The sequence below is a fragment of the Mucilaginibacter sp. genome, assembly GCF_041088075.1.
Classification (GTDB): domain Bacteria; phylum Bacteroidota; class Bacteroidia; order Sphingobacteriales; family Sphingobacteriaceae; genus Mucilaginibacter_A.
Map to the genome: position 1 here is coordinate 14,881 of NZ_JBGCVY010000037.1, position 21,283 is coordinate 36,163.

Consider the following 21,283-nt stretch of genomic DNA (forward strand, 5'->3'; position numbering starts at 1 on the left):
TACCGGCATAAAAACAGTATCAGCTTTTTATCTACCTCGGGCCGTAAGTGGCAATCGGGATGATCATTTCTTCCATTGAAATGCCGCCGTGCTGGAAAGTTTCGTTGTAAAAGTTAACGAAATGGTTAAAATTGTTGGGGTAAACGAAGTATTTGTCTTCCTTGGCAAACACAAAACTGGAGCTGACATGCAGTTTCGGCAGCATGGCATCGTGCGGGTTTCGGATGTGAAAAACCTCTTTGGCGTTGTAATTTAAGTTTTTGCCTTGTTTGTAGCGCAGGTTGGTGTTCGTGTTCCTGTCGCCGATAATTTTGCTTGGGTTTTTAACGCGTATCGTTCCGTGATCGGTTGTAATCACCACTTTTGCCTGTTTTTGCGATAAAAATTTCAAGAGGTCAAACAGCGGCGAATGCTCAAACCACGAAAGCGTTAACGAGCGGTAAGCCGCATCGCCGCTGGCCAGTTCGCGGATCATTTGCATATCCGTCCGTGCGTGCGAAAGCATATCTACAAAGTTGTAAACCACCACGTTCAACTCGTTCTGCATCAAATTGTTGATGGATTCGTTCAGCGCGCGGCCTTCATCAATGTTCAATATTTTGTGGTACGAAAACTTACAGTCGCGGCGCAGCGTCCGTTTGATCTGATCGGCCAGAAACTGCTCTTCAAACAGGTTTTTGCCGCCTTCGTCTTCGTCGTTCTGCCACATTTCCGGGAAGCGTTTTTCCATATCCAGCGGCATCAAACCTGCAAAAATAGAATTTCGTGCATATTGTGTGGCCGTTGGCAAAATGCTGAAATACGTATCTTCTTCTTCCAGCCGAAAATATTCTGAAATGATGGGGTGGATGATGCGGTACTGGTCGTAACGCAAATTATCAATCAAAATAAAAAACGTCGGGCTGGTTGCATTTAAGTGCGGAAAAACCTTTTTCTTAAACATTTGCGGCGAAAGCATCGGCGAAGTTTCCGGCTCTTTCACCCATTTCAAATAATTTTTTTCGATGAATTTGGAAAACTGCGTGTTGGCTTCTGCCTTTTGCAAAGTCAGGATGTCGTGCATTCCCGCATCTTCCAGTTTTTCCAGTTCCAGTTCCCAATAAATCAGTTTCTTATAAACATCAACCCATTCCTGGTAGCTTAAATTATCATTCAGCGTCATGCCCAGTGTCCGAAAATCCTGCTGGTAAGCCATCGTGGTTTTTGCCGTAACCAAACGCTTGTTCTCGGTCAGCTTTTTAATCGTTAATAAAATCTGTTTCGGGTTAACCGGTTTGATCAGGTAATCGTCTATTTTTGAACCGATTGCATCTTCCATCAAATGTTCTTCTTCACTTTTGGTGATCATCACGATCGGCACATCCGCATTGATGTTTTTAATTTCGGTGAGCGTTTCCAAACCGGTCAGGCCCGGCATATTTTCATCTAAAAAAACAAGGTCAATATTGTTGTTTTTGAAAGTATCAACGGCATCCGTTCCGTTGGTTGCGGTTTTAATGTGGTAGCCTTTTTCGCTTAAAAAAAGGATATGAGGTTTCAGCAAATCAATTTCGTCATCGGCCCATAAAATGGTAGTATCCTGCATGTTGTTGGTTATTTAAGGTTTAAAACCCGTGTTGCAACATTTTGTTGCCAAGGCCATTTAAATTAACAAAATTTAACACAAATAATCTGCTGCTAAGTTAGGTTTACTTTGGATTTGTTTAACTAATTCTTTTGTACTTTGCCCATGCTTCTTTTATCGCCTAAAAATTGATATGTGCCGGTTTTTGATTTGTTCAGGCCGCGGTACATGCACCAATTTTTATAGGGTAAAAGAAGCATCGGCCTGAAAAAGTTTAAACAACTTATTGGGCAGCTTTTCGTATTTAAAACCTGAATTTTGAATAAAAAGAAAATAATCAACGACCCGGTTTACGGGTTCATCAGCATACCAACCGACCTGATTTTTGACTTGGTAGAACACCGTTATTTCCAGCGTTTGCGCTACATCAAGCAACTGGGAATGACACATTTAGTTTATCCCGGTGCTTTGCATACGCGTTTCCACCATGCGTTGGGTGCTTTGCATTTAATGGGTTTGGCGGTTGAAACATTGCGTACCAAAGATGTGGAAATTTCTGCGGAGGAAGAAGAAGCAGTAGAAATAGCCATTTTGCTGCACGATATTGGCCACGGCCCGTTTTCGCACGCGCTTGAAAATACCCTGGTAAAAGGAGTATCGCACGAAATGATTTCGCGTTTGCTGATGGACCGGCTGAACAACGAGTTTAACGGGCAATTGGAAATGGCCATCAGCATCTTTAACGATACTTATCCACGCCACTTTCTGCACCAGTTGGTTTCCGGGCAATTGGATATTGACCGGATGGATTATTTGAACCGCGACAGTTTTTTTACGGGCGTTACGGAAGGTGTCATCAGTTTTGACCGGATTATAAAAATGCTAAACGTGCGCGATGACCATATTGTGGTGGAAGAAAAAGGCATTTACTCCGTCGAAAAATTCCTGATTGCGCGCCGTTTGATGTACTGGCAGGTTTATCTGCATAAAACCGTCATCGCTGCCGAAATGCTGCTGGTTAAAATCCTGGAACGCAGTCGGGAACTGGCTCTGAGCGGTGCCGTTTTGTTTGCCACGCCGGCCTTGGCGCACTTCCTCAATAAAAGTGTGGTAAAAGAAGCATTTGTGCTGGAGCCGAAGCATTTGGATGCTTTTATCAGTTTGGATGATACGGATATTTTATCGGCCATTAAGGTTTGGGTAAACCATTCGGATTTTATCTTGTCTGACCTCTGCAAACGTTTTATCAACCGAAACTTGTACAAAGTAGAACTCAGCAACACGCCGCCGACTTTAGACCAAACTGTGGAATTGAAGCAACTGGCCATCCAAAAATTTGGTTTGGTGGATGAAGAAGATGCTGGTTATTACGTATTTACAGACCGCGTGGTAAATGATGCGTACAAAGTTGGCGACGAAAACATCCGCATTTTGCTGAAGAACGGCGAAGTGCAGGATATTGCCGATGCCAGCGATAACTCCAACCTGATTTCCTTGTCAAAACGCGTCATCAAATATGTGCTGTGCGTAATTAAAGGTTTGTAACAATACTTTTGGCGGCAGGCTTAATAATTTGCTGCTTTGATATTTAGAATTAAATTTGTCCGATGCAATTTACCGCACTTGAGATCAGCTTATTGTTAAACGGCACTGTTGAAGGTAAGCCTGAAGTAACGGTTGACCAGTTAGCGAAAATTGAAGAAGCAGAAGAAGGTTCGTTGTCTTTTTTGGCTAACCCAAAATACGAACAGTATTTATATACCACCAAAGCTTCGGTAGTCATCATCAGCAACGAGCAGGTTTTAACAGAACCTGTTGCTGCAACTTTGGTCCGCGTAGAAAACCCATATGTGGCCATTTCTGTTTTGCTCGAAAAATACAACCAGGGCAAATTGGCCAAAGCCGGGATCGAGCAGCCTTGTTTTATCCATCCTTCGGCAAAAATTGGCCAGGACGTTTACATTGGCGCTTTCACGTACATCGGCCCGAATGTTAAAATTGGCGATCATTGCCGCATCTACCCAAATTCTTTTCTGGCCGATAACGTACGCCTGGCCAGCAATGTTACTTTGTTTGCCGGTGTAAAAATCTATTTTGATTGTGTCATTGGCAATAACGTCATCATCCATTCGGGCGTCATTATTGGCGGCGATGGTTTTGGTTTTGCGCCGCAGGCCGATGGCAGTTACCAGAAAGTAAGCCAGATTGGAAACGTCATTATTGAAGATGACGTAGAAGTTGGCGCCAATACTACGATTGACCGTGCAACAATGGGTTCAACAATCATCCGAAAAGGCGTGAAATTGGATAATTTGATTCAGATTGCACACAACGTAGAAATCGGCCAAAATACCGTTGTAGCCGCACAAACCGGGATTTCGGGCAGCACAAAAATTGGCGAAAACGTAATTTTGGGGGGCCAGGTTGGCGTGGTTGGGCATATCAATATTGCAAAAGGCTCGCAGGTGCAGGCGCAGTCCGGCATCAGCAGGTCAATCAACGAAGAAAATAAAAAATGGGCAGGCGCGCCGGCAACTAATTACCAGGACCATATGCGGTCGCAGGTGGTGTTGATGCGCTTGCCGGAAATCGAGAAAAAAATAGTCGCGCTGGAAAAGCAACTGGCGATGTTACAGTAGGAAACGGAGCTTCAAAACTTAAAATCCGGGCAATAAAGATTTGATGAGTATGAATGTAAAACAACGAACAATTAAAACCGAGGCTTCTGTATCGGGAACCGGCTTGCACACCGGAGAAAAAGTAACGATGACTTTTCGCCCGGCACCGGAAAACCACGGTTTTAAGTTCAGAAGGATAGATATCGAAGGGCAGCCGGTAATTGATGCCGATGTGGATAACGTTACCGATACTTCCCGCGGAACGACGATCAGCCAAAACGGTGCCTTTGTAAATACCGTTGAACATGTACTTGCTGCTTTGGTTGGCCTGGAAGTAGATAATGTTTTGATTGATTTGGACGGCCCTGAAACGCCAATTATGGACGGCAGCGCTATACAATATGTAGATGCTTTGCTGGAGGTTGGTTTTAAAGAACAGGAAGCCGACCGCGAATATTTTAACATTCCGTACAACATCCATTATTCTGAGCCTGACCGCAAAGTGGATATGGTGGCCATGCCGTTAGACGATTATCGTTTTACCTGCATGGTTGATTATAATTCGCCGGTTTTGGGTACGCAACACGCTACGATTTCTACCATTTCCGAATTCCGAAGGGAAATTGCTTCCTGCCGGACTTTTTGTTTTTTGCATGAATTGGAAATGCTGCTGAAACATAACCTGATCAAAGGCGGCGATATCAACAATGCCATCGTGGTAGTTGACCGCGAAGTGAACCGGGAAGAACTGCAGCATTTGGCCACTTTATTCAATAGAAAAGACATTGATGTTGCACCGCAAGGGATTTTAAACAACATCGAATTAAGGCATCAAAACGAACCCGCGCGCCACAAATTATTGGATATGATCGGCGATTTGGCTTTGGTTGGCGTGCCGTTAAAAGGCCACATTATGGCTGCGCGCCCCGGCCATGCGGCCAACATTGCTTTCGCCAAAAAAATAAAAGCGCTGATCAAAAAAGAGCGTAATAAAAAGAGCTATCACTACTACAACCCCAACGCAAAACCGGTTTACGATACGGTGCAGATCATGAACATTCTGCCGCACCGTCCGCCGATGCTGCTGATTGATAAGATCATGGAGCTGACCAAAACCCATGTTGTTGGCGTAAAAGCAGTAACCATGAACGAGCCTTTTTTTGCAGGCCATTTTCCCGGCGCGCCCGTTATGCCCGGTGTTTTGCAGATTGAAGCCATGGCGCAAACCGGCGGGATTTTGGTGCTAAACACCGTTCCTGATCCGGAAAACTGGCTGACCCTGTTTTTAAAGATCGAAAATGCGCGGTTTAAAGACAAAGTTTTGCCGGGCGATACCTTGGTTTTCCGTTGTGATCTGCTGGCGCCCATCCGCCGCGGCATTGCGCAAATGAAAGGCATTGGTTTTGTGGGCGAAAAAATTGTGGTAGAAGCCGAGTTGATGGCGCAAATCGTTAGATACAAAAACGCATGACCCAACCTTTAGCATACATTCATCCCGAAGCAAAAATAGCCGATAATGTAACCATTGAGCCTTTTGTTGCCATTTATGGCGATGTGGAAATTGGCGAAGGAACCTGGATCGGCTCGAACGTAACCATTATGGATGGTGCGCGGATTGGCAAAAACTGCCGCATTTTTCCGGGCGCTGTTATCTCGGCCATTCCGCAGGATTTAAAATTTGCCGGCGAAAAAACCACGGTCGAAATTGGCAACAACACCACCATCCGCGAATGCGTAACCATTAACCGCGGCACTAAAGACCGCTGGAAAACCACGGTTGGCAACAATTGCCTCATCATGGCTTATTGCCACGTCGGCCACGATTGCCAGATTGGCAACAATTGCATTTTTTCTAACAATACCACTTTGGCCGGCCACGTCAGTATTGATGATTTTGTAGTTTTGGCCGGTATGGTTGCCGTCCATCAGTTTTGCCATATTGGTGCGCACGCTTTTGTTACCGGTGGATCTTTAGTGCGCAAAGATGTGCCGCCGTATGTAAAAGCAGCGCGCGAACCCTTGTCTTACGTAGGCATTAATTCGGTTGGTTTGCGGCGAAGGGGTTATTCTTCGGATCAGATCAACGAAATCCAGGATATTTACCGGACTATTTTTGTGAAGCGTTTGAACCTGAGCAATGCTCTGTACATGATCGAAGCCGAACGCCAGCCCACAGAAATCCGCGATGAAATACTGGATTTTATCCGAAATTCAAACCGTGGCATTATGAAAGGTTTTGGCAACCCTTCTTCTTTTTAACATTTGATGGAAATCGTTCTGGAAAACCTGGGCCGGCGTTTTAACCGCGATTGGATTTTCAGGAACATCAATTATACTTTTTCATCAACCCAAACTTATGCCATTTTGGGCATCAACGGTTCGGGGAAATCCACTTTACTACAAATTTTAAACGGAAGCTTGTCGCCTTCCGAAGGAAAAATATGCTTCTTTTATCGGCATAAAATTGTTGAGGTTGAGCAGGTTTACCGGCATGTAAGTTTGGCCGCACCTTATTTAGAATTGATCGAAGAATTTACGTTGAGTGAGATTATTGATTTCCATTTTCAATTTAAAACCTACCAAAGCGGCACCGACCGGAATAAAATCATCGAACTGTTGCAAATGGACAACAGCAAAAACAAATTGCTCCGTTATTTTTCTTCCGGGATGAAACAGCGCGTAAAATTAGCCTTGGCTTTTTGTACCGATACGCCTTTGTTGATGCTGGACGAACCGACGGCAAACCTCGACACGCAGGGGATTAACTGGTATTTGCAATTGATCGAACAATTTTCCGCCAATCGCCTCACGATCATCTGTTCTAACCAGGAACACGAATATCAGTTTTGCCAGAACCGTTTGCATATTTCGGATTACAAGAAAAAAAGCTGATACTGTTTTTACCGGCATAAAATCAGTGGTTGCAACAACAGCTTTTGTTTCTTTCCGGCCGATTGCTAATTTTGCGGCTCTCAAACGATAAAATTATGGCCAAAGCATCTGATATAAAAAATGGCAATGTGCTGCGTTTCAACGGCGAGTTGGTGCAGGTTGAAGAATTGATCCACCGCACGCCGGGCAATTTGCGTGCTTTTTACCAGGCTCGTATGCGCAACGTAAAAAGCGGAAAGCTGGTAGAATACCGTTTCCGTACCGACGAGGAAGTTGAAATTGCCCGTGTAGAAACCAGCGATTACCAGTATTTGTATGAAGACGGCAACGATTTGGTGGTGATGGACAACGCGACGTACGAGCAGTTTAACGTGCCGAAATTTCTGTTCGGCAATGCGGTTAAATTTTTAAAAGAAGGCGCAAATGTGATTGTTGCTTTTGAAAGCGATGAACCGATCATGGCCAAAGCGCCTGCCTCGGCCGAACTGGAAATTACTTACACCGAGCCTGCCGTAAAAGGCGATACCTCAACCGGCGCCTTAAAAAATGCAACTGTTGAAACTGGCGCCGAAATTAAAGTGCCTTTGTTCATCAACCTGGGCGATAAAGTTAAAGTTGATACCGCAACCGGCAATTATGTAGAGCGTGTGAAGTAAGCGATGCTTCTTTTATCGGCATAAAATTAGCAGCACTGTTTTGGTGCTGCTTTTTTGTCATCCTGAACTTGTTTCAGGATCCCTCTTGCAAAGTAAAAACCTTTATAGTGAGATGCCGAAACAAGTTCGGCATGACAGAAAGCAATATTATTGAAAGAGGATTTCTCCCGTTAGTTGAAATGACAGAAAAAACCTACGCCAATAAATCAGCCAAAATCAAATCCACCGAAAGCTTTTGCTGTTCCCCGGTCTGCATATTTTTAAAAGCCAGCAAACCGCTTTGCATTTCTTCGCTGCCGATGACAATGGTAAAAGGGATTTTTTTATTGTTGGCGTAATCCAACTGCTTCTTGATTTTTGCGCCCGGCGGGTACAACTCGGCACGGATTTCCTGTTGCCGTAATTGGTTTACTAACCGGAAACCGTAGTTTTCAAATTCTTTATCGAAGCAGCAAATCAAAACTTGTGTACCTTGCGTGGCATCTTCTGGGAAAAGTTTCAGTTCTTCCAGCACATCATAAATCCGGTCGGCACCAAAAGAAATCCCGGCTCCGGTTAGTTTTTGTTTTGGATCAAACATTCCCGTTAAATCATCGTAACGGCCGCCGCCGCCAATGCTGCCCATAGCCACTTCGTTGGTTTTTACTTCGAAAATGGCACCGGTATAATAGTTTAAACCGCGGGCAAGCGTAATATCCAGTTCCAGCTTTGCTGTTTTTATCGTGCAATTTTTTAAGTAGGTAAAAACAGCATTTAATTCTTCGATTCCTTTTAAACCAATTTCAGAAGTTTGCAATACTTCTTTTAAGGCAGTTAATTTCGTTTCGTTGTTTCCTTCTAATAAAATTACGGGCGTAAGTTTTAATAAATCATCTTCGGTAAAACCGCGTTCCAACAGTTCTTTATTTACGCCTTCCATCCCGATTTTATCCAATTTATCAATGGCAACTGTCATGTCCACAATCAATTCCGGCTTGCCAATAATTTCGGCAATTCCGGATAAAATCTTACGGTTGTTGATTTTGATTGTGAAATCCTTTAAACCGAAATTGCTTAAAGCTTCGTCATAAATTAGGATAAATTCAGCTTCGTTCAACAAAGAATCAGAACCAACCACATCGGCATCGCATTGGTAAAACTCGCGGTAACGGCCTTTTTGCGGACGATCGGCACGCCAAACCGGCTGCACCTGGAAACGTTTAAAAGGAAAAGTGATTTCGTTTTGGTGGGAAACGACGTAACGTGCGAAGGGAACGGTTAAGTCGTAGCGGAGGGCTTTTTCGGAAATTTCACTTGTTCTTAAAAAGCTTTTATTATTCTCAAGAGATGCTCTTTTCAAATCTTCGCCTACTGCGTTTTTTATATATTCAATAGGATTTCTTTTAAAATCTTCGTTCATTTCTTTAAAAGTTTGATCGAAAGAAGAATTAGTTGGATAAGCTAAATCTTCATAATACATAGCAGCCTCAAGAGATCTAATTAATTTCATGAAAGCTTTATAGAAATTCGTTTTTTCAAAATATTCACCCGAATCCAAAATCTTAAAAATCAGTTTATCACCTTCATCGCCATATTTCCCGGTCAATGTTTCCAGGTTTTCCATCGAAGGCGTTTGGATTTCCTGGTAGCCGTATTTGCGGAATACTGTTTTTATCGTATCAAAAATGTAATTGCGTTTGGCCATTTCGGCGGGCGAGAAATCGCGGGTGCCTTTCGGTACAGCTATTTTGTTGGATGCCATGCCGCAAAGGTAAAAAAAATGACTTAGGGCTAATTGTGTAATCGCTTTGCAGGCCTAGTTAGTTTAAGTAAAATTTATAGTTTTGGTAAATATGGATATCGTAATCGCCCAAAATCCCCGGTTTATTATTCGTCAGTTTTTGCCCGAAGAAGAAGGAATCTATGTTGAACTTTTAGCTGATGCGGAAGTTGCCTTGTATCTTCCAAAACGCACCAAAGAAGAAAATCAACAAATTTTTAAAACAGCTTTGCAGGATTATGCAGCAGGCGAAGTATTAGGAAAATGGGGGATTTTTGATGCAGCAGACAATGGTTTCATCGGTATGTGTTTGCTACGGTATTTTGATGAAAACGGTTCGGTAGAAATTGGTTATAGCCTGCACAAAAAATATTGGGGCAAAGGAATTGCAACGGCAATGGCGAAAGCGTTGATCGGTTATGCTTTCGACAGAACAGCTACCCAGGAAATTGTTGCGGTAACGGCGCCGGAAAACGTTGGTTCGCAACGGGTTTTAGAAAAAGCAGGATTAATCAGGCAGGAAAATATCAACCGTTACGGTGCAGAAGCCGCTTTTTTTAAATTGCCTAAAGTGGATTGAAGTTGATTTGTTACAAGAATGGATTGATGATGGTCAATTGGTTTTCCACACGCATATTGTGCTGCATATCTTCAGAATAAAGAATGGTGCAATCGGCCCGTAAAGCATCGGCAACAATTAGCGCGTCAAACAGTTGAAAATCATAACGTTCTACCAATTGAATTGCTTTTTGGATGGAGTGATGATTGGTTGGAATGAAGGTACAATACTTTAGTAAATCACTCCACAAAATCAACAACTCATGTTTTTTATACTTAAACCGGTGTTTACAAACATTTGCTACTTCTGTTAAAACTTGGGCACAAATATTAGGATTGGTTGAAAGCAATTTTCTTGATATAATTTTCTTCGGTTCATCCTTGTCCATTAAGTACAACACAATGTTAGAATCAACAAAAATGTTATTCATAATTGTTGGCCTCGTCCCGGTCGAACTTATAATTTTCGTGCGAAATTTGAGGGTATTTTGAATACCGCTCGTTTATCTCCTGCAATTTTTCCGGATTAAAAGGAATTTCAGTTGGTATATAAGTAGGTTGATCTTCTACAATTTCAGAAGCTGTAATTTCAACCTTTTTTCCAATTAATTCATTTGGAAATTTTAAAACGAATGTGTTTCCTGTTACTTCTACAATTTCTCTAATCATAACCTAAAGTTAAGGTAATCAATTTGTAAATACAAGTTGATACCAATTTTATGCCGATAAAAGAAGCATCAAAATTAATCTTTATATTTTTTGATTATATCCTTACATCCGCCTTCAATCAAATCAAAAACGGGCGAAAAATAATGATCGTTAAAATACGGATCGGGCACTTCCTGGTCGTTTAAAAGGAGTTTTACTTTATCGCGGTCGTGCTGGTTCCGGGCGAGGGACAAAACATCGCGGCGGTTGTTTTTGTCCATCACCAAAATCAAATCAAACCCGTCGAAATCCTGCACGTTAAACTGGCGGCAAACCTGCTGGCTGATATCTACGCCACGGGTTTTAGCCTCTAAAGTAGAACGTTGGTCGGGCGCTTCGCCGATATGCCAGTTTCCGGTTCCGGCCGAATCGATTTCCCAATCCAGCCCTGCTTCTTTTACCTGCTGTTTTATGATGCCTTCTGCCAGCGGCGAACGGCAAATATTACCGAGGCAAACCATTAGTATTTTCATGTGCGAGAGGTAAAAGGTTAAGGGTGGAAAGGCGAAAGGTAAGAAATAGAAAAGTTCCTCCTTTTTCCTTTCGCCTCTAAACCTTTTACCTTAATCATCCAAATAATTCATTTAAAATCCCCGCCAAACGGATGCCACCTTTTAACAACTGCTGATTGGCAATAGCGATGTGATCGAACGTATAGCGATAACTTAAATGGGCTTCCGGTTTAATTTCCGCATACAGTTTTTCCGAAATCTGGTTCGATTCGTACAGCCATTTGCTGATGTCGTCGTGCTGCAAAGCCGTGCGCTGCTCTTTGGTGCTGTGGTTGATCCAGGCTGTGTATTCGGTATAGCTCAATTGTTCGTCGTCAATCAGGTTAGAATCCCAAACGGCGTGCAAATTGGTCGGTCTGTTAAACCAGAACAATTTTACGTCGTTTCCGCCTTTGTCTGCTGTATGCGCGGTGTGCATGGGCTGGTGCACATCGCCAACAATGTGGATGAGCAAGCGTAAATACAGTTGCTTTTTGCCTTGCTCCAGGTTTTTGTTTTTAAGCTGCGCAATAATCAGGTTGAGCTTGGTGTAAGCATCAACTGCCGTGTCCTGCTTTAAAAAAACCTGCATTTCCGGATAAGAGTAAGGCTTGTCAAAATCTATATAATGCCAGGGCGACAAATAGCTGTAAGCCGGGTCGGATTTGATAAAATCAGCCCAGGTGCTGGCCATCGCTACGGATTCATCACCCAAAATCAATTGAATGTTTTTGCGTGCTTTTTTGGTGAGGTAACTATCGGCAATTTGCCCTACTACACGGTGGCCCAACATCCCCCAAGCCATCGTTTGCAGCGGCAGATAAGAAAAAAACAGTGCTAAAAGAAGTATGCCTAATTTGTTTTTCATGGTAATTATAACGGTTTTGGTTTGCAGGTAATTTTTTGGGTGAGGTGGATATCAAACGGAACAGTGCTCGAAAAACTGATGACATGCAGCAATGTGTCGGTCTCTTTCTTCAGCTTAAACAATTCTTCGTACACGCCAATGTGGAAACAACCAGTGTTTTTCAGGCTGAAATCCGGGTTGCAGTACAAACCGCGGACACGTAACGTATCGTGGTGCAGCTCGTATTTTCCCCGCACATATTCTTTCCATTTATGCTGGTTCATGCAACTATCGGTGCCATAGTTTACTTTGCTGTAATTATCGGTGGTGATATAAATCGAGTCGCAACTGATGCGGAACTGGTACAAAGTATAGTTCAGCAATTTGCTTTGTAAACGCACCGAATCCTGCTTCCATTCGCCCTGTAAAAAAATAACGCCGGGACGCTGCACCGCCTGGTTAAACCGGCAGGAGGCCAGCAGCGCAACAAAAAATGGCAGGTAAAAGAAGTATCGTATTTTTTGCATGTAAAAGAAGCAAGGAAAAACTCCTCATTTTTTGGAGAGGGATTTGTGTTGAGGCCAATCTATTTCAATCCGCCAATCATATCTTCCGGGCGAACCCATTCGTCAAACTGTTCATTGGTTAATAAGCCCAAACCAATTGCCGCTTCGCGCAACGATTGGTTTTCTTTCAAAGCCGTTTTTGCAATTTTTGCCGCGTTTTCGTAACCAATATGCGGGTTTAAAGCGGTAACCAGCATCAGCGAATTTTCTAAATGCTTTTTGATGCCTTCGTAATTTGGGGTGATACCAACCGCACAATGATCGTTAAAAGAAACGCAGGCATCGCCAATTAAACGTGCCGATTGTAAAAAATTGGCCGCCATCACCGGTTTAAAAACGTTCAACTCGTAATGTCCGTTCGAACCGCCGATCGAAATCGTAACATCGTTGCCCATTACTTGCGCCGAAACCATCGTTACCGCTTCGTTTTGGGTTGGGTTGACTTTTCCCGGCATAATGGAAGAACCAGGTTCGTTATCCGGAATGTGGATTTCGCCAATGCCCGAACGCGGACCGGAAGCCAGCATCCGGATATCGTTTGCAATCTTCATCAACGAAACCGCGATCTGTTTTAATGCGCCGTGCGATTCTACCAAAGCATCGTGCGCAGCCAAAGCTTCAAATTTATTTTCCGCGGTACGGAAGGGAAGTCCGGTAAATTTGGCAATGTAATCAGCCACTTTTACATCGTAACCCTTTGGCGTGTTGATGCCGGTTCCAACCGCCGTTCCGCCTAAAGCCAGTTCAGAAAGATGATCCAACGTGTTGCGCAACGCTTTCAAACCGTGCGTTAACTGCGAAGCATAACCCGAAAACTCCTGGCCCAAAGTAAGCGGCGTAGCGTCCATCAAATGTGTACGGCCAATTTTGACCACGCTTTTAAACTCTTCAGCTTTTGCCTGAAGCGTGTCCCGTAATTTCTCCACGCCCGGAATCGTTGTTTCCATCACCACTTTGTAAGCCGCAATGTGCATCGCCGTTGGGTAAGTATCGTTTGAAGATTGCGATTTGTTCACGTCATCGTTCGGGTGGATAAAAGTTTTGCCTTCGCCCAGCGCATTTCCCTGCAAAACGTACGCGCGGTTGGCAATCACTTCGTTCAAATTCATGTTCGATTGCGTACCCGAACCCGTTTGCCAAATCACCAGCGGAAATTCACCGGCCAGTTTTCCTTCCAAAATCTCATCGCAAACCTGCGCAATTAGATCGCGTTTTTCGGCAGGCAAAACACCCAGATCTGTGTTGGTAAAAGCGGCCGCCTTTTTTAAATAAGCAAAAGCTTCGATAATTTCGACGGGCATACTTGCCGCCGGGCCGATTTTAAAATTGTTGCGCGAACGCTCGGTTTGTGCGCCCCAGTATTTATCGGCAGGCACTTGCACCGCGCCCATCGTATCGTATTCGGTTCTGAAACTCATGGTTTTAATTCGATTGTAGCGCCAAATTTAGGGCTAAATCTAAAAGCAACGCTATAATCTTTAAGAAAATTACAAAGAAGGTTGAGCAAAGACCAGGAGCGGCGAGCGGGGATTTTTGAAGTTTAAAAGAGCGGAATTACAATGCTTCTTTTACCAGGCAAATTTTAGTGCGATAAAAGAAGCATCCTGTTTTTTCTTCGCTCCTAAATCTTCGCTCCCCGCTCTTTTTAAATTTTGGGCGTGCCCCTGCGGGTCGGGCTTTCCGTTCCAAGTCCTCGCTCGTGCCTCGATGTGGGCTTTCCACTGCAATCCCTCACGCGGCAAAGCGCCTACCTGCAAAGTTCAAATCTTTGCGCCGTTCAAAAAATAAAAAACTACCGGTAAAAAAAGCATCAGCCAATTGAAACTTTTCCCCCGGTTTACGTAAGATAATATCTTAATTTCGCCACCGTTTTTACCAACAGATTTTGCTTTTAATGAGATTCCAGAACTACCTTCTACCAGTTGCGGCTGCTTTACTTCTACTGTCCGCCTGTTCCAAAAATAAAAAAACACCACAAGAAGTGGTTGCCGAAACGCCCTTCGATACCACTTCAATCTTAAAATATAATCCGAAAAACGCCGATAAAAGGATTGATGCCTTTATGCAAAACCTGCACAAGCACAGCGGTTTTAACGGTAATGTTTTGGTGGCCAAAAAAGGGAAAATTTTGTACGAAAACGCTTTCGGCTGGGCCAATTATTTAACGCGCGACAGCCTGAAAGTGAATTACCAGTTCGAGCTGGCTTCGGTTACTAAAACTTTAACTTCCACCGCTATTTTAATGTTGATGGAGCAGGGCAAGCTCAAATTAGACCAAAACGTCAAAGATTTTTTTCCGAATTTCCCGTACGACGGCATTACCATCCGCTTGCTGTTAACGCACCGTTCGGGGATGATGAACTATGTTTATTTTACCGATGATGTTTTTCGGAAAGAGCACCGCGACCAGCGCAAAGGTTTAAACAATGCGCAGGAAATGGCTTTGATCGCACAATACAAACCCGCACCTTTTAACAAACCGAACGTGCGTTTTTTGTACAACAACTCCAACTTTATGGTTTTGGGCGCGATCATTGAAAAAGTAACCGGCATACCTTACGCGCAATACATGAAAGAAAACGTGTTTAAACCGGCAGAAATGAACAATACGGCCGTTTATTCCAAAGCGGTTTATGATAAAATTCCCGTTCGTGTGGTTGGCCACGATCGTAACAGTTGGCGTTATTCGGTTGCGCAAAACTTTTTGGATGGCCCCGTTGGTGATAAAGGCATTTACAGCACGGTTGAAGATTTGTATTTGTTTGACCGCGCCATGCGTGCCGGCCGTTTGTTAAAACAGCAAACCCAGGATTCGGCTTATACGCCTCGAAACCCAATGGTTCACGGTCATTTTAATTATGGCTACGGCTGGCGGATTTTTGAAGCACCGGGACAAAAAGTGGTTTACCATACCGGCTGGTGGCACGGTTTCCGGCATATTTTTGTACGCGATTTAAAAAACGATGTAACCATTGTTTTGTTAGGAAATTTGGTGAACGGAAGTTTGCTGCATTTGGATGATTTATTCAGGATTACCGGAATGCCAATCATCAGAAAAAGCGCTTACACCGGAACTGGCGACGAAGCTGAAGACCAATAAATTTACACCGATAAAAACAGTATTATGTTTGATAAACTATTTGAAGCACAGCAAAAAGCAGACGAAGTAAAAAAGCGGTTGGATAACATCACCGTAAAAGGGACCGCCGAAAACGGAAAAATTACGGTTACGGCAAATGGCAATAAACAGGTTCAAACGATCAGCATTAACGAAGAATTTTACAAGGAAGCTGACCGCGAAGAACTGGAAGAATTGTTGGCCGTTGCCGTAAACAAAGCCATAGAACAAGCCGAAAACCTAAACCAGGCCGAAATGGCGGCCATGACCAAAAACATGTTTGGCGATTTAGGCGAGCTGGGCAATCTTTTCGGTAAGTAACGTGTTTGGTGTTTAAACATCAGCAATTAAACACACAGAAAACATGAAAGTTACCTATTACGGCCACGCCACCATTTTGCTGGAAACCGAAAAAGCAAAATTGCTGTTCGACCCTTTTATCACGCCAAACAAACTGGCAAAAGGTGTGGATATTGATGCCATCAAACCCGATTATATTTTGTTGACCCATGGCCATGTTGACCACGTTGCCGATTTGTTCACCATTCAAACCAACAGCAACGCAACCGTAATTTGCATTGCCGAAATACAAAGCTGGTTAAACAATAACGATGTAGAAAAAGTACACGGCATGAACATCGGCGGAAGTTTTAATTTTGATTTTGGCCGTGTAAAAATGGTGAATGCCATTCATTCCAGTTCGATGCCTGACGGAACTTATGGCGGAAACCCGGCCGGTTATGTTGTTTATGCTGATGGCAAAAAAATATATGTTGCCGGTGATACCGCTTTAACCTACGATATGAAGTTGCTGGAAGGTGAAAAGTTAAACTGGGCTTTTCTACCAATCGGCGATAACTACACGATGGGCATAGACGATGCCGTTAAAGCAGCTTTTTTTATCAACTGTAAAAATATTATTGGTGTACACTTTGATACTTTTCCGGCCATTAAATTAGACCATGAAGCAGCAAAAGCCAAATTTGCCAATGTTGGTTTAAATTTTGTTTTGCCGGAGATAGGGCAAACGATAGCGTTGTAAAAACAAAAAGTACCGGAGAAAATTTCCGGGACTTTTTTTATGTTCAACTCGTGCAGAAACTTACAACTCTTTAATGGGCTTCTTGCAATTCCTGAACCTGCGGGAAATCAATAGCAAATTGCGTGATCCCATACAAGTAATTAGAAATAGTTTTATCACCAATTACGATCACGATGTCAATGATGTTGGCTTCAGTATAACCTGCATTCAGCAACGCATCTGTTAAATGCCTTGCCGGATTGCCGCGGGTAATGGTAACTTCTTTCACAAATTTTGCAAGAGCATCAAATTTAGCATCAAAACTTGCTTCTCCGCTGCGGATTTCCAGGATTTGGTCATTGGTAAATCCGTTCATTTTACCTAAACCAGTATGTGCGGCAAGGCAGTATTTGCAATCGTTTACCTGGCTTACTACCAGGTTAATGATTTCCCTTTCTTTGGCCTTTAAAGTTGATTTCCTGTTTTGCAAGGCGATATAATCGGCCAAAGCGGTTTCGTTTTTTGCAAAATAGGCATAAAGGTTTGGAACCATGCCGATCGCGCTTTGAAGATGGTCAAAAATGTTCTGATTGTTTACAGATACTTCTTCTCTTGCGGGAACATTGAATACGCTCATGTTAATAAATTTAATATTTACATAAGTAGACGGAACAGGTGCGCTTTCCTTACAAGCAAGAACACAGTTTTCGTATTCTTTTAATAAACTGACATCCTCTTGAAAAACCTGTTTAATGGTTTAATTTATATGAGAAAAAATGATGATGCTTCTTTTACCCTATAAAAATTGGTATCCGTATCAATCTAAATAAACCAAAATTGAATACTTACAATTTTTAAGTGATAAAAGAAGCATCGGAAAATATATTAAATTGTTATGAAAAAAGCCGGGTTCGCGGAAGCAGACCAGCAATTTCATCATGCTTTTTTTGCAGCTATAATTTCAACTTCCACCAGCATGTTGGGCCATCCCAATTCTGCTACAATCAACAAAGTTGAAACTGTTTTGGTATCGCCCAAAAAGCTTTTTCTGGTCATCGAATACTCCGGAATATCTTTGGTATTGGTTAAATACTGCGTTATTTTAACGATGTTTTCTACACCCATATCGGCAGCTTTTAAAAGCGAGATTATGCTTTGCCAGGCAAGTTCACTTTGCGCTTTTATACCATCAGGGACTTCCCCGTTTATTGATAAGCCCGGCATACCGGAGGTATACAGCCACCGGTAACCGCTTCCAACTCCGGAAGCGTCATTAAACGATCCCATTTGTTTGGCAATTCCAATATCATAATGCTGGATTTCAGTACTGTTTTGTGCTTGCTCCAGGCCATTTTGTTCATTTTTTTCCATAATATAAGTCGGGTGTGATTTTGATAGGTGCGTTGATCGTGATCTTCTTTGTATAATTTATTTTAGAAGTAGTCGTATTCCGATTGATTTCCTTACAACAGGTATTTTATTTGTAAATAAGTATTCCGGTTTTGTTTGAAGTTTGTATGCTTCTTTTACCCTATAAAAATTGGTATTTGCACCAAGCAAAACAAATTTCAAGTAACCACCAATTTTTATAGGGTAAAAGAAGCATTGCCCTTTTTTCTTGTATGGATTAAACAGCCTCTAAAGTTTAATTTTCGGCAGCAGTTAAAGCAAATTAATTTTTGAATTATTAGCTCTGTTTTTATTTATGAAATTATTTCTAACACAAAAAAAGAGATGCCCTTTTGAGACACCTCTTTTTATGTATTAAGAAATTCAGATTATTTTAGATAATTGTTCCGCTTGGGATAATTGCGTTTTTCTTCACCACAATAATGCCTTCGGTAACGGTGTAAGTCCCAAAATCGCCGTCTTCCAAATGCTTGCCGCCATTGATTTTTACATCATTGCCGATGTAGCAGTTCTTGTCTAAAATGGCATTGTTGATGTAGCAACGTTCGCCGATGCCCATTATCGGTTTATTTTCTTCTTTATAAGCAGCTATTTGTTCCAGCGTTTGGTAATAATCATTACCCATTACATAAGTATTAATGATTGTTGAACCAACGCCAATACGTGTACGGATGCCAATTACCGATCTGGAAATATGGGCAGCATGGATGATACAACCATCCGAAATCATGGCGTTGTGCAAGGAAGTTCCCGAAAGTTTGGAAGGCGGCAGCATCCTTGCCCTCGAAAAAATGCTTCTTTTATCAAACAAATTAAACTGCGGGATTTCGTCGGTCAAACCTAAGTTGGCATCAAAAAAAGACGGAATGCTACCAATATCTGTCCAATAACCTTCGTACTGGTAACTCAAAATTTTATTGTTGCCGATGGATTGCGGGATAATTTCTTTACCAAAATCGGCACGGGTGTTGCCTTCCAGCAAATCGTACAGCGTTTTGCGGTTAAACATATAAATACCCATCGAAGCCAAATAAATACGGCCTTGTTCCTTCATTTCTTCGCTCACTTCAGAATCCCAGCCTGGCAGCATGTCTTTTTTGGGTTTCTCAATAAAGGACGTAATCATTTGGTTTTCATCCGTTTTCAAAATACCAAAACCTGCCGAATCTACCTCATCAACCGGAATGGTTGCAATAGAAATCTCGGCGCCTTTTGCTTCATGTTCATCAATCATCTTGCAAAAGTCCATTTGGTACAACTGGTCGCCGGACAAAATCAACACGTAATCAAACTCGTGCGGTGCCAAATGATGTAACGATTGCCGTACCGCATCCGCCGTTCCCTGGTACCAGGTAGTGTTGTGCGGCGTTTGTTCGGCAGCCAAAATATCAACAAATGAATTGCTGAAAACACTAAAATGGTAGGTGTTTTTGATGTGCTTGTTGAGCGAGGCCGAGTTAAACTGTGTCAGCACATAAATACGTTCGATGCCCGAGTTGATACAGTTGGAAATGGGAATATCTACCAAGCGGTATTTTCCGGCAATAGGAACAGCGGGCTTAGAGCGTGTAGCTGTTAAAGGGAACAGCCGGGAACCCTGGCCGCCGCCCAATACGATGCAGATTACTTTAGAGGAAGTCATGATTTAGGTTTTAAACTTTGGTAGAGATGAATATATTCTTTGGCTGAACGCGCCCAGGAAAAATCCAGGGACATCGTTTGCGGATATAACAATTGTAAAGCCGCTGTGTTCTTAAAAAGTTCGATTGCTCTTTTTATGCCGGTAAAAACAGCATCCACTGTAGCTGCTTCGCACCGGATGCCATAGCCGTTGGGTTCACTAATATCAATCACCGTATCTTTCAAGCCGCCGGTGCTGTTTACCACCGGAATGGTAGCGTAACGCAAAGCATAAAGCTGGTTTAAGCCGCAAGGCTCAACCCGCGAAGGCATCAAAATAAAATCTGCGCCGGCATAAATGCGGTGCGCCAGTTCTTCGTTGTAACCGATGTAAGCGTTGTACCGGCCGGGGAATGCTTCTTTTAGGGCACTTAATTCATGCTCGGTTGCGGCTTCACCAGAACCTAAAATCAAAACACTGACCGGGTTTTCTGTATCTACAAATATCTGCCTGAAAATTTCGGGCAATAAATCCGCGCCTTTTTCGCCAACCAGTCTGCCGATGAAAGTAAACAAAGGTTTATCCGGAGAAAAGCCAAACTGCTCACATAAAAAAGCTTTGTTGGATGCTTTTTTTACCGCAACATTTTTAGTTTTGTAATGAGTTACAATCATCGGATCGTTTTCCGGGTCCCAAACATCGTAATCAATACCGTTGATGATGCCGGTTCCATGCGCTTTTTCCAGTTCAAACAAATATTCCAAACCGTTAGAATTGGAAGTCAGTTCCAGCAAATAACTTGGCGAAACCGTTGTAAAAGCATCCGCGCAGCGCACCGCCGAAGCTAAAGGGTTGATGCCACCGTTCCAATCCAGCAAACCCGTTTTCCAGGGGTCAACATCGGGCAAATAGTTAAACTTTTCCCAACCAAAAGCACCATGATATTGCCCGTTATGAATGGTGAAAACGGTACGAATGTTGGAAAGCGACGTGTAACGCCGGGAATAATAAAGCAGGAAAGGCACCAATCCGGTTTGATGGTCGTGGCAATGGATGACATCCGCCTGCTCGCCCGACCACAGCATCCAATCTAAAAAAGCTAATTGGAAAGCCGTAAAGCGTTCTACATCATCATCGTAACCGTAAACTTCCGTCCGGTCCAGCAAACCCGGGATTTTCAGGATGTATAGATCAAAACCTAATTTTTTGGTTTTTTCTTTTAGGATTTCAAAGTAGAAAGGCATGTTGCCCATCGAACTTGTGGCCCTAAAAACAGTATCAAAAGCGTTTTCCTGTACAAACTTGCGCTCGTAAAAAGGCATCACTACAACCGCTTCTACGCCCAACTGGTTCAGGTATTTTGGCAACGCGCCGACCACATCGCCCAAACCGCCAATTTTAGCAACAGGATAACATTCTGCGCTTAAATGAATTACTTTCATGCTTTGCAAGTT

General features: G+C 42.9%; 23 protein-coding genes. 10 read left to right on the top strand and 13 right to left on the bottom strand.

Going from position 1 to position 21,283, the window contains the following annotated elements:
• Window positions 1-31 precede the first annotated feature (31 nt).
• Window positions 32-1,585 (bottom strand): PglZ domain-containing protein, encoded by a 1,554-nt coding sequence (locus V5804_RS08395; protein WP_369590934.1) that lies wholly within the window; start codon window positions 1,583-1,585, stop codon window positions 32-34.
• Between the two features lie 297 nt (window positions 1,586-1,882).
• Between V5804_RS08395 and V5804_RS08400 the strand changes: the two genes are divergently transcribed.
• The 6 genes from V5804_RS08400 to efp all read left to right on the top strand — a co-directional run bounded on the left by V5804_RS08400 (window position 1,883) and on the right by efp (window position 7,730).
• Window positions 1,883-3,109, top strand: coding sequence for an HD domain-containing protein (locus V5804_RS08400; protein WP_369590935.1), 1,227 nt, complete (start codon window positions 1,883-1,885; stop codon window positions 3,107-3,109).
• Window positions 3,110-3,171: 62 nt separating this feature from the next.
• Entirely contained in the window at window positions 3,172-4,203 is a 1,032-nt protein-coding gene (gene lpxD / locus V5804_RS08405; protein ID WP_369590936.1) for a UDP-3-O-(3-hydroxymyristoyl)glucosamine N-acyltransferase, read from the top strand.
• A 49-nt stretch (window positions 4,204-4,252) separates the two neighbouring features.
• Window positions 4,253-5,653 carry a bifunctional UDP-3-O-[3-hydroxymyristoyl] N-acetylglucosamine deacetylase/3-hydroxyacyl-ACP dehydratase gene (locus V5804_RS08410; protein WP_369591122.1) on the top strand — a complete coding sequence of 467 codons (1,401 nt, stop codon included), beginning with the start codon at window positions 4,253-4,255 and terminating at the stop codon, window positions 5,651-5,653.
• Window positions 5,650-6,441: an acyl-ACP--UDP-N-acetylglucosamine O-acyltransferase gene (lpxA, locus tag V5804_RS08415; RefSeq protein ID WP_369590937.1), complete on the top strand. Its 792-nt coding sequence runs from the start codon at window positions 5,650-5,652 to the stop codon at window positions 6,439-6,441. The genes V5804_RS08410 and lpxA overlap by 4 nt, the downstream gene beginning before the upstream one ends.
• Before the next feature lie 6 nt (window positions 6,442-6,447).
• On the top strand, window positions 6,448-7,074 hold the full coding sequence (locus tag V5804_RS08420) for an ATP-binding cassette domain-containing protein (protein WP_369590938.1): 627 nt from the start codon (window positions 6,448-6,450) through the stop codon (window positions 7,072-7,074).
• A gap of 95 nt (window positions 7,075-7,169) precedes the next feature.
• A complete protein-coding gene (gene efp, locus V5804_RS08425) occupies window positions 7,170-7,730 on the top strand; it encodes an elongation factor P (protein WP_369590939.1) in 561 nt (186 codons plus the stop codon).
• 193 nt (window positions 7,731-7,923) lie between these two features.
• Here the strand turns inward: efp and hisS are convergent, their stop codons facing one another.
• A complete protein-coding gene (gene hisS / locus V5804_RS08430; protein WP_369590940.1) occupies window positions 7,924-9,471 on the bottom strand; it encodes a histidine--tRNA ligase in 1,548 nt (515 codons plus the stop codon).
• Between the two features lie 91 nt (window positions 9,472-9,562).
• On the opposite strand from hisS, the gene V5804_RS08435 reads away from it, so the two are divergent.
• Window positions 9,563-10,069: a GNAT family N-acetyltransferase gene (locus V5804_RS08435; protein WP_369590941.1), complete on the top strand. Its 507-nt coding sequence runs from the start codon at window positions 9,563-9,565 to the stop codon at window positions 10,067-10,069.
• Window positions 10,070-10,079: 10 nt separating this feature from the next.
• On the opposite strand, the gene V5804_RS08440 is transcribed toward V5804_RS08435, so the two are convergent.
• The 7 genes from V5804_RS08440 to V5804_RS08470 all read right to left on the bottom strand — a co-directional run bounded on the left by V5804_RS08440 (window position 10,080) and on the right by V5804_RS08470 (window position 14,416).
• Entirely contained in the window at window positions 10,080-10,478 is a 399-nt protein-coding gene (locus tag V5804_RS08440; protein WP_369590942.1) for a PIN domain-containing protein, read from the bottom strand.
• Window positions 10,471-10,716 (bottom strand): hypothetical protein, encoded by a 246-nt coding sequence (locus V5804_RS08445; protein WP_369590943.1) that lies wholly within the window; start codon window positions 10,714-10,716, stop codon window positions 10,471-10,473. The genes V5804_RS08440 and V5804_RS08445 overlap by 8 nt, the downstream gene beginning before the upstream one ends.
• A gap of 74 nt (window positions 10,717-10,790) precedes the next feature.
• The gene (locus V5804_RS08450) at window positions 10,791-11,228 is read right to left on the bottom strand and encodes a low molecular weight protein-tyrosine-phosphatase (RefSeq protein WP_369590944.1); all 438 of its coding nucleotides are present in this window, start codon (window positions 11,226-11,228) and stop codon (window positions 10,791-10,793) included.
• A 94-nt stretch (window positions 11,229-11,322) separates the two neighbouring features.
• Window positions 11,323-12,114, bottom strand: a complete 792-nt coding sequence (locus tag V5804_RS08455; RefSeq protein WP_369590945.1) for a S1/P1 nuclease — start codon at window positions 12,112-12,114, stop codon at window positions 11,323-11,325.
• A 5-nt stretch (window positions 12,115-12,119) separates the two neighbouring features.
• The gene (locus V5804_RS08460) at window positions 12,120-12,620 is read right to left on the bottom strand and encodes a fumarate hydratase (RefSeq protein ID WP_369590946.1); all 501 of its coding nucleotides are present in this window, start codon (window positions 12,618-12,620) and stop codon (window positions 12,120-12,122) included.
• Window positions 12,621-12,679: 59 nt separating this feature from the next.
• Window positions 12,680-14,077, bottom strand: coding sequence for a class II fumarate hydratase (gene fumC, locus V5804_RS08465; RefSeq protein ID WP_369590947.1), 1,398 nt, complete (start codon window positions 14,075-14,077; stop codon window positions 12,680-12,682).
• A 150-nt stretch (window positions 14,078-14,227) separates the two neighbouring features.
• Entirely contained in the window at window positions 14,228-14,416 is a 189-nt protein-coding gene (locus V5804_RS08470; protein WP_369590948.1) for a hypothetical protein, read from the bottom strand.
• 137 nt (window positions 14,417-14,553) lie between these two features.
• Between V5804_RS08470 and V5804_RS08475 the strand changes: the two genes are divergently transcribed.
• From V5804_RS08475 to V5804_RS08485, 3 genes are read left to right on the top strand one after another with little or no spacing between them, the layout of a single operon-like run.
• The gene (locus V5804_RS08475) at window positions 14,554-15,759 is read left to right on the top strand and encodes a serine hydrolase domain-containing protein (RefSeq protein WP_369590949.1); all 1,206 of its coding nucleotides are present in this window, start codon (window positions 14,554-14,556) and stop codon (window positions 15,757-15,759) included.
• Between the two features lie 24 nt (window positions 15,760-15,783).
• Window positions 15,784-16,098 (top strand): YbaB/EbfC family nucleoid-associated protein, encoded by a 315-nt coding sequence (locus V5804_RS08480; protein WP_369590950.1) that lies wholly within the window; start codon window positions 15,784-15,786, stop codon window positions 16,096-16,098.
• 43 nt (window positions 16,099-16,141) lie between these two features.
• Window positions 16,142-16,819: a metal-dependent hydrolase gene (locus V5804_RS08485; protein WP_369590951.1), complete on the top strand. Its 678-nt coding sequence runs from the start codon at window positions 16,142-16,144 to the stop codon at window positions 16,817-16,819.
• A gap of 70 nt (window positions 16,820-16,889) precedes the next feature.
• On the opposite strand, the gene V5804_RS08490 is transcribed toward V5804_RS08485, so the two are convergent.
• From V5804_RS08490 to V5804_RS08505, 4 genes are all read right to left on the bottom strand, one after another.
• Window positions 16,890-17,435, bottom strand: a complete 546-nt coding sequence (locus V5804_RS08490; protein ID WP_369590952.1) for a carboxymuconolactone decarboxylase family protein — start codon at window positions 17,433-17,435, stop codon at window positions 16,890-16,892.
• 299 nt (window positions 17,436-17,734) lie between these two features.
• On the bottom strand, window positions 17,735-18,169 hold the full coding sequence (locus V5804_RS08495) for a RidA family protein (protein WP_369590953.1): 435 nt from the start codon (window positions 18,167-18,169) through the stop codon (window positions 17,735-17,737).
• 412 nt (window positions 18,170-18,581) lie between these two features.
• Entirely contained in the window at window positions 18,582-19,850 is a 1,269-nt protein-coding gene (locus tag V5804_RS08500; RefSeq protein WP_369590954.1) for a glucose-1-phosphate adenylyltransferase, read from the bottom strand.
• The gene (locus V5804_RS08505) at window positions 19,847-21,271 is read right to left on the bottom strand and encodes a glycogen synthase (protein WP_369590955.1); all 1,425 of its coding nucleotides are present in this window, start codon (window positions 21,269-21,271) and stop codon (window positions 19,847-19,849) included. The genes V5804_RS08500 and V5804_RS08505 overlap by 4 nt, the downstream gene beginning before the upstream one ends.
• Between the last annotated feature and the right edge of the window lie 12 nt (window positions 21,272-21,283).

What these genes read in the sequence shown, in the direction of transcription:
- lpxA (WP_369590937.1), top strand. Translation starts at nt 5,650, where the DNA reads ATGACCCAACCTTTAGCATACATTCATCCCGAAGCAAAAATAGCCGAT.
- V5804_RS08455 (WP_369590945.1), bottom strand. Translation starts at nt 12,114, where the DNA reads ATGAAAAACAAATTAGGCATACTTCTTTTAGCACTGTTTTTTTCTTAT.
- V5804_RS08395 (WP_369590934.1), bottom strand. Translation starts at nt 1,585, where the DNA reads ATGCAGGATACTACCATTTTATGGGCCGATGACGAAATTGATTTGCTG.
- V5804_RS08500 (WP_369590954.1), bottom strand. Translation starts at nt 19,850, where the DNA reads ATGACTTCCTCTAAAGTAATCTGCATCGTATTGGGCGGCGGCCAGGGT.
- V5804_RS08485 (WP_369590951.1), top strand. Translation starts at nt 16,142, where the DNA reads ATGAAAGTTACCTATTACGGCCACGCCACCATTTTGCTGGAAACCGAA.
- V5804_RS08505 (WP_369590955.1), bottom strand. Translation starts at nt 21,271, where the DNA reads ATGAAAGTAATTCATTTAAGCGCAGAATGTTATCCTGTTGCTAAAATT.
- fumC (WP_369590947.1), bottom strand. Translation starts at nt 14,077, where the DNA reads ATGAGTTTCAGAACCGAATACGATACGATGGGCGCGGTGCAAGTGCCT.
- hisS (WP_369590940.1), bottom strand. Translation starts at nt 9,471, where the DNA reads ATGGCATCCAACAAAATAGCTGTACCGAAAGGCACCCGCGATTTCTCG.
- V5804_RS08435 (WP_369590941.1), top strand. Translation starts at nt 9,563, where the DNA reads ATGGATATCGTAATCGCCCAAAATCCCCGGTTTATTATTCGTCAGTTT.
- V5804_RS08445 (WP_369590943.1), bottom strand. Translation starts at nt 10,716, where the DNA reads ATGATTAGAGAAATTGTAGAAGTAACAGGAAACACATTCGTTTTAAAA.
- V5804_RS08475 (WP_369590949.1), top strand. Translation starts at nt 14,554, where the DNA reads ATGAGATTCCAGAACTACCTTCTACCAGTTGCGGCTGCTTTACTTCTA.
- V5804_RS08420 (WP_369590938.1), top strand. Translation starts at nt 6,448, where the DNA reads ATGGAAATCGTTCTGGAAAACCTGGGCCGGCGTTTTAACCGCGATTGG.
- V5804_RS08410 (WP_369591122.1), top strand. Translation starts at nt 4,253, where the DNA reads ATGAATGTAAAACAACGAACAATTAAAACCGAGGCTTCTGTATCGGGA.
- lpxD (WP_369590936.1), top strand. Translation starts at nt 3,172, where the DNA reads ATGCAATTTACCGCACTTGAGATCAGCTTATTGTTAAACGGCACTGTT.
- V5804_RS08495 (WP_369590953.1), bottom strand. Translation starts at nt 18,169, where the DNA reads ATGGAAAAAAATGAACAAAATGGCCTGGAGCAAGCACAAAACAGTACT.
- V5804_RS08480 (WP_369590950.1), top strand. Translation starts at nt 15,784, where the DNA reads ATGTTTGATAAACTATTTGAAGCACAGCAAAAAGCAGACGAAGTAAAA.
- V5804_RS08490 (WP_369590952.1), bottom strand. Translation starts at nt 17,435, where the DNA reads ATGAGCGTATTCAATGTTCCCGCAAGAGAAGAAGTATCTGTAAACAAT.
- efp (WP_369590939.1), top strand. Translation starts at nt 7,170, where the DNA reads ATGGCCAAAGCATCTGATATAAAAAATGGCAATGTGCTGCGTTTCAAC.
- V5804_RS08450 (WP_369590944.1), bottom strand. Translation starts at nt 11,228, where the DNA reads ATGAAAATACTAATGGTTTGCCTCGGTAATATTTGCCGTTCGCCGCTG.
- V5804_RS08460 (WP_369590946.1), bottom strand. Translation starts at nt 12,620, where the DNA reads ATGCAAAAAATACGATACTTCTTTTACCTGCCATTTTTTGTTGCGCTG.
- V5804_RS08440 (WP_369590942.1), bottom strand. Translation starts at nt 10,478, where the DNA reads ATGAATAACATTTTTGTTGATTCTAACATTGTGTTGTACTTAATGGAC.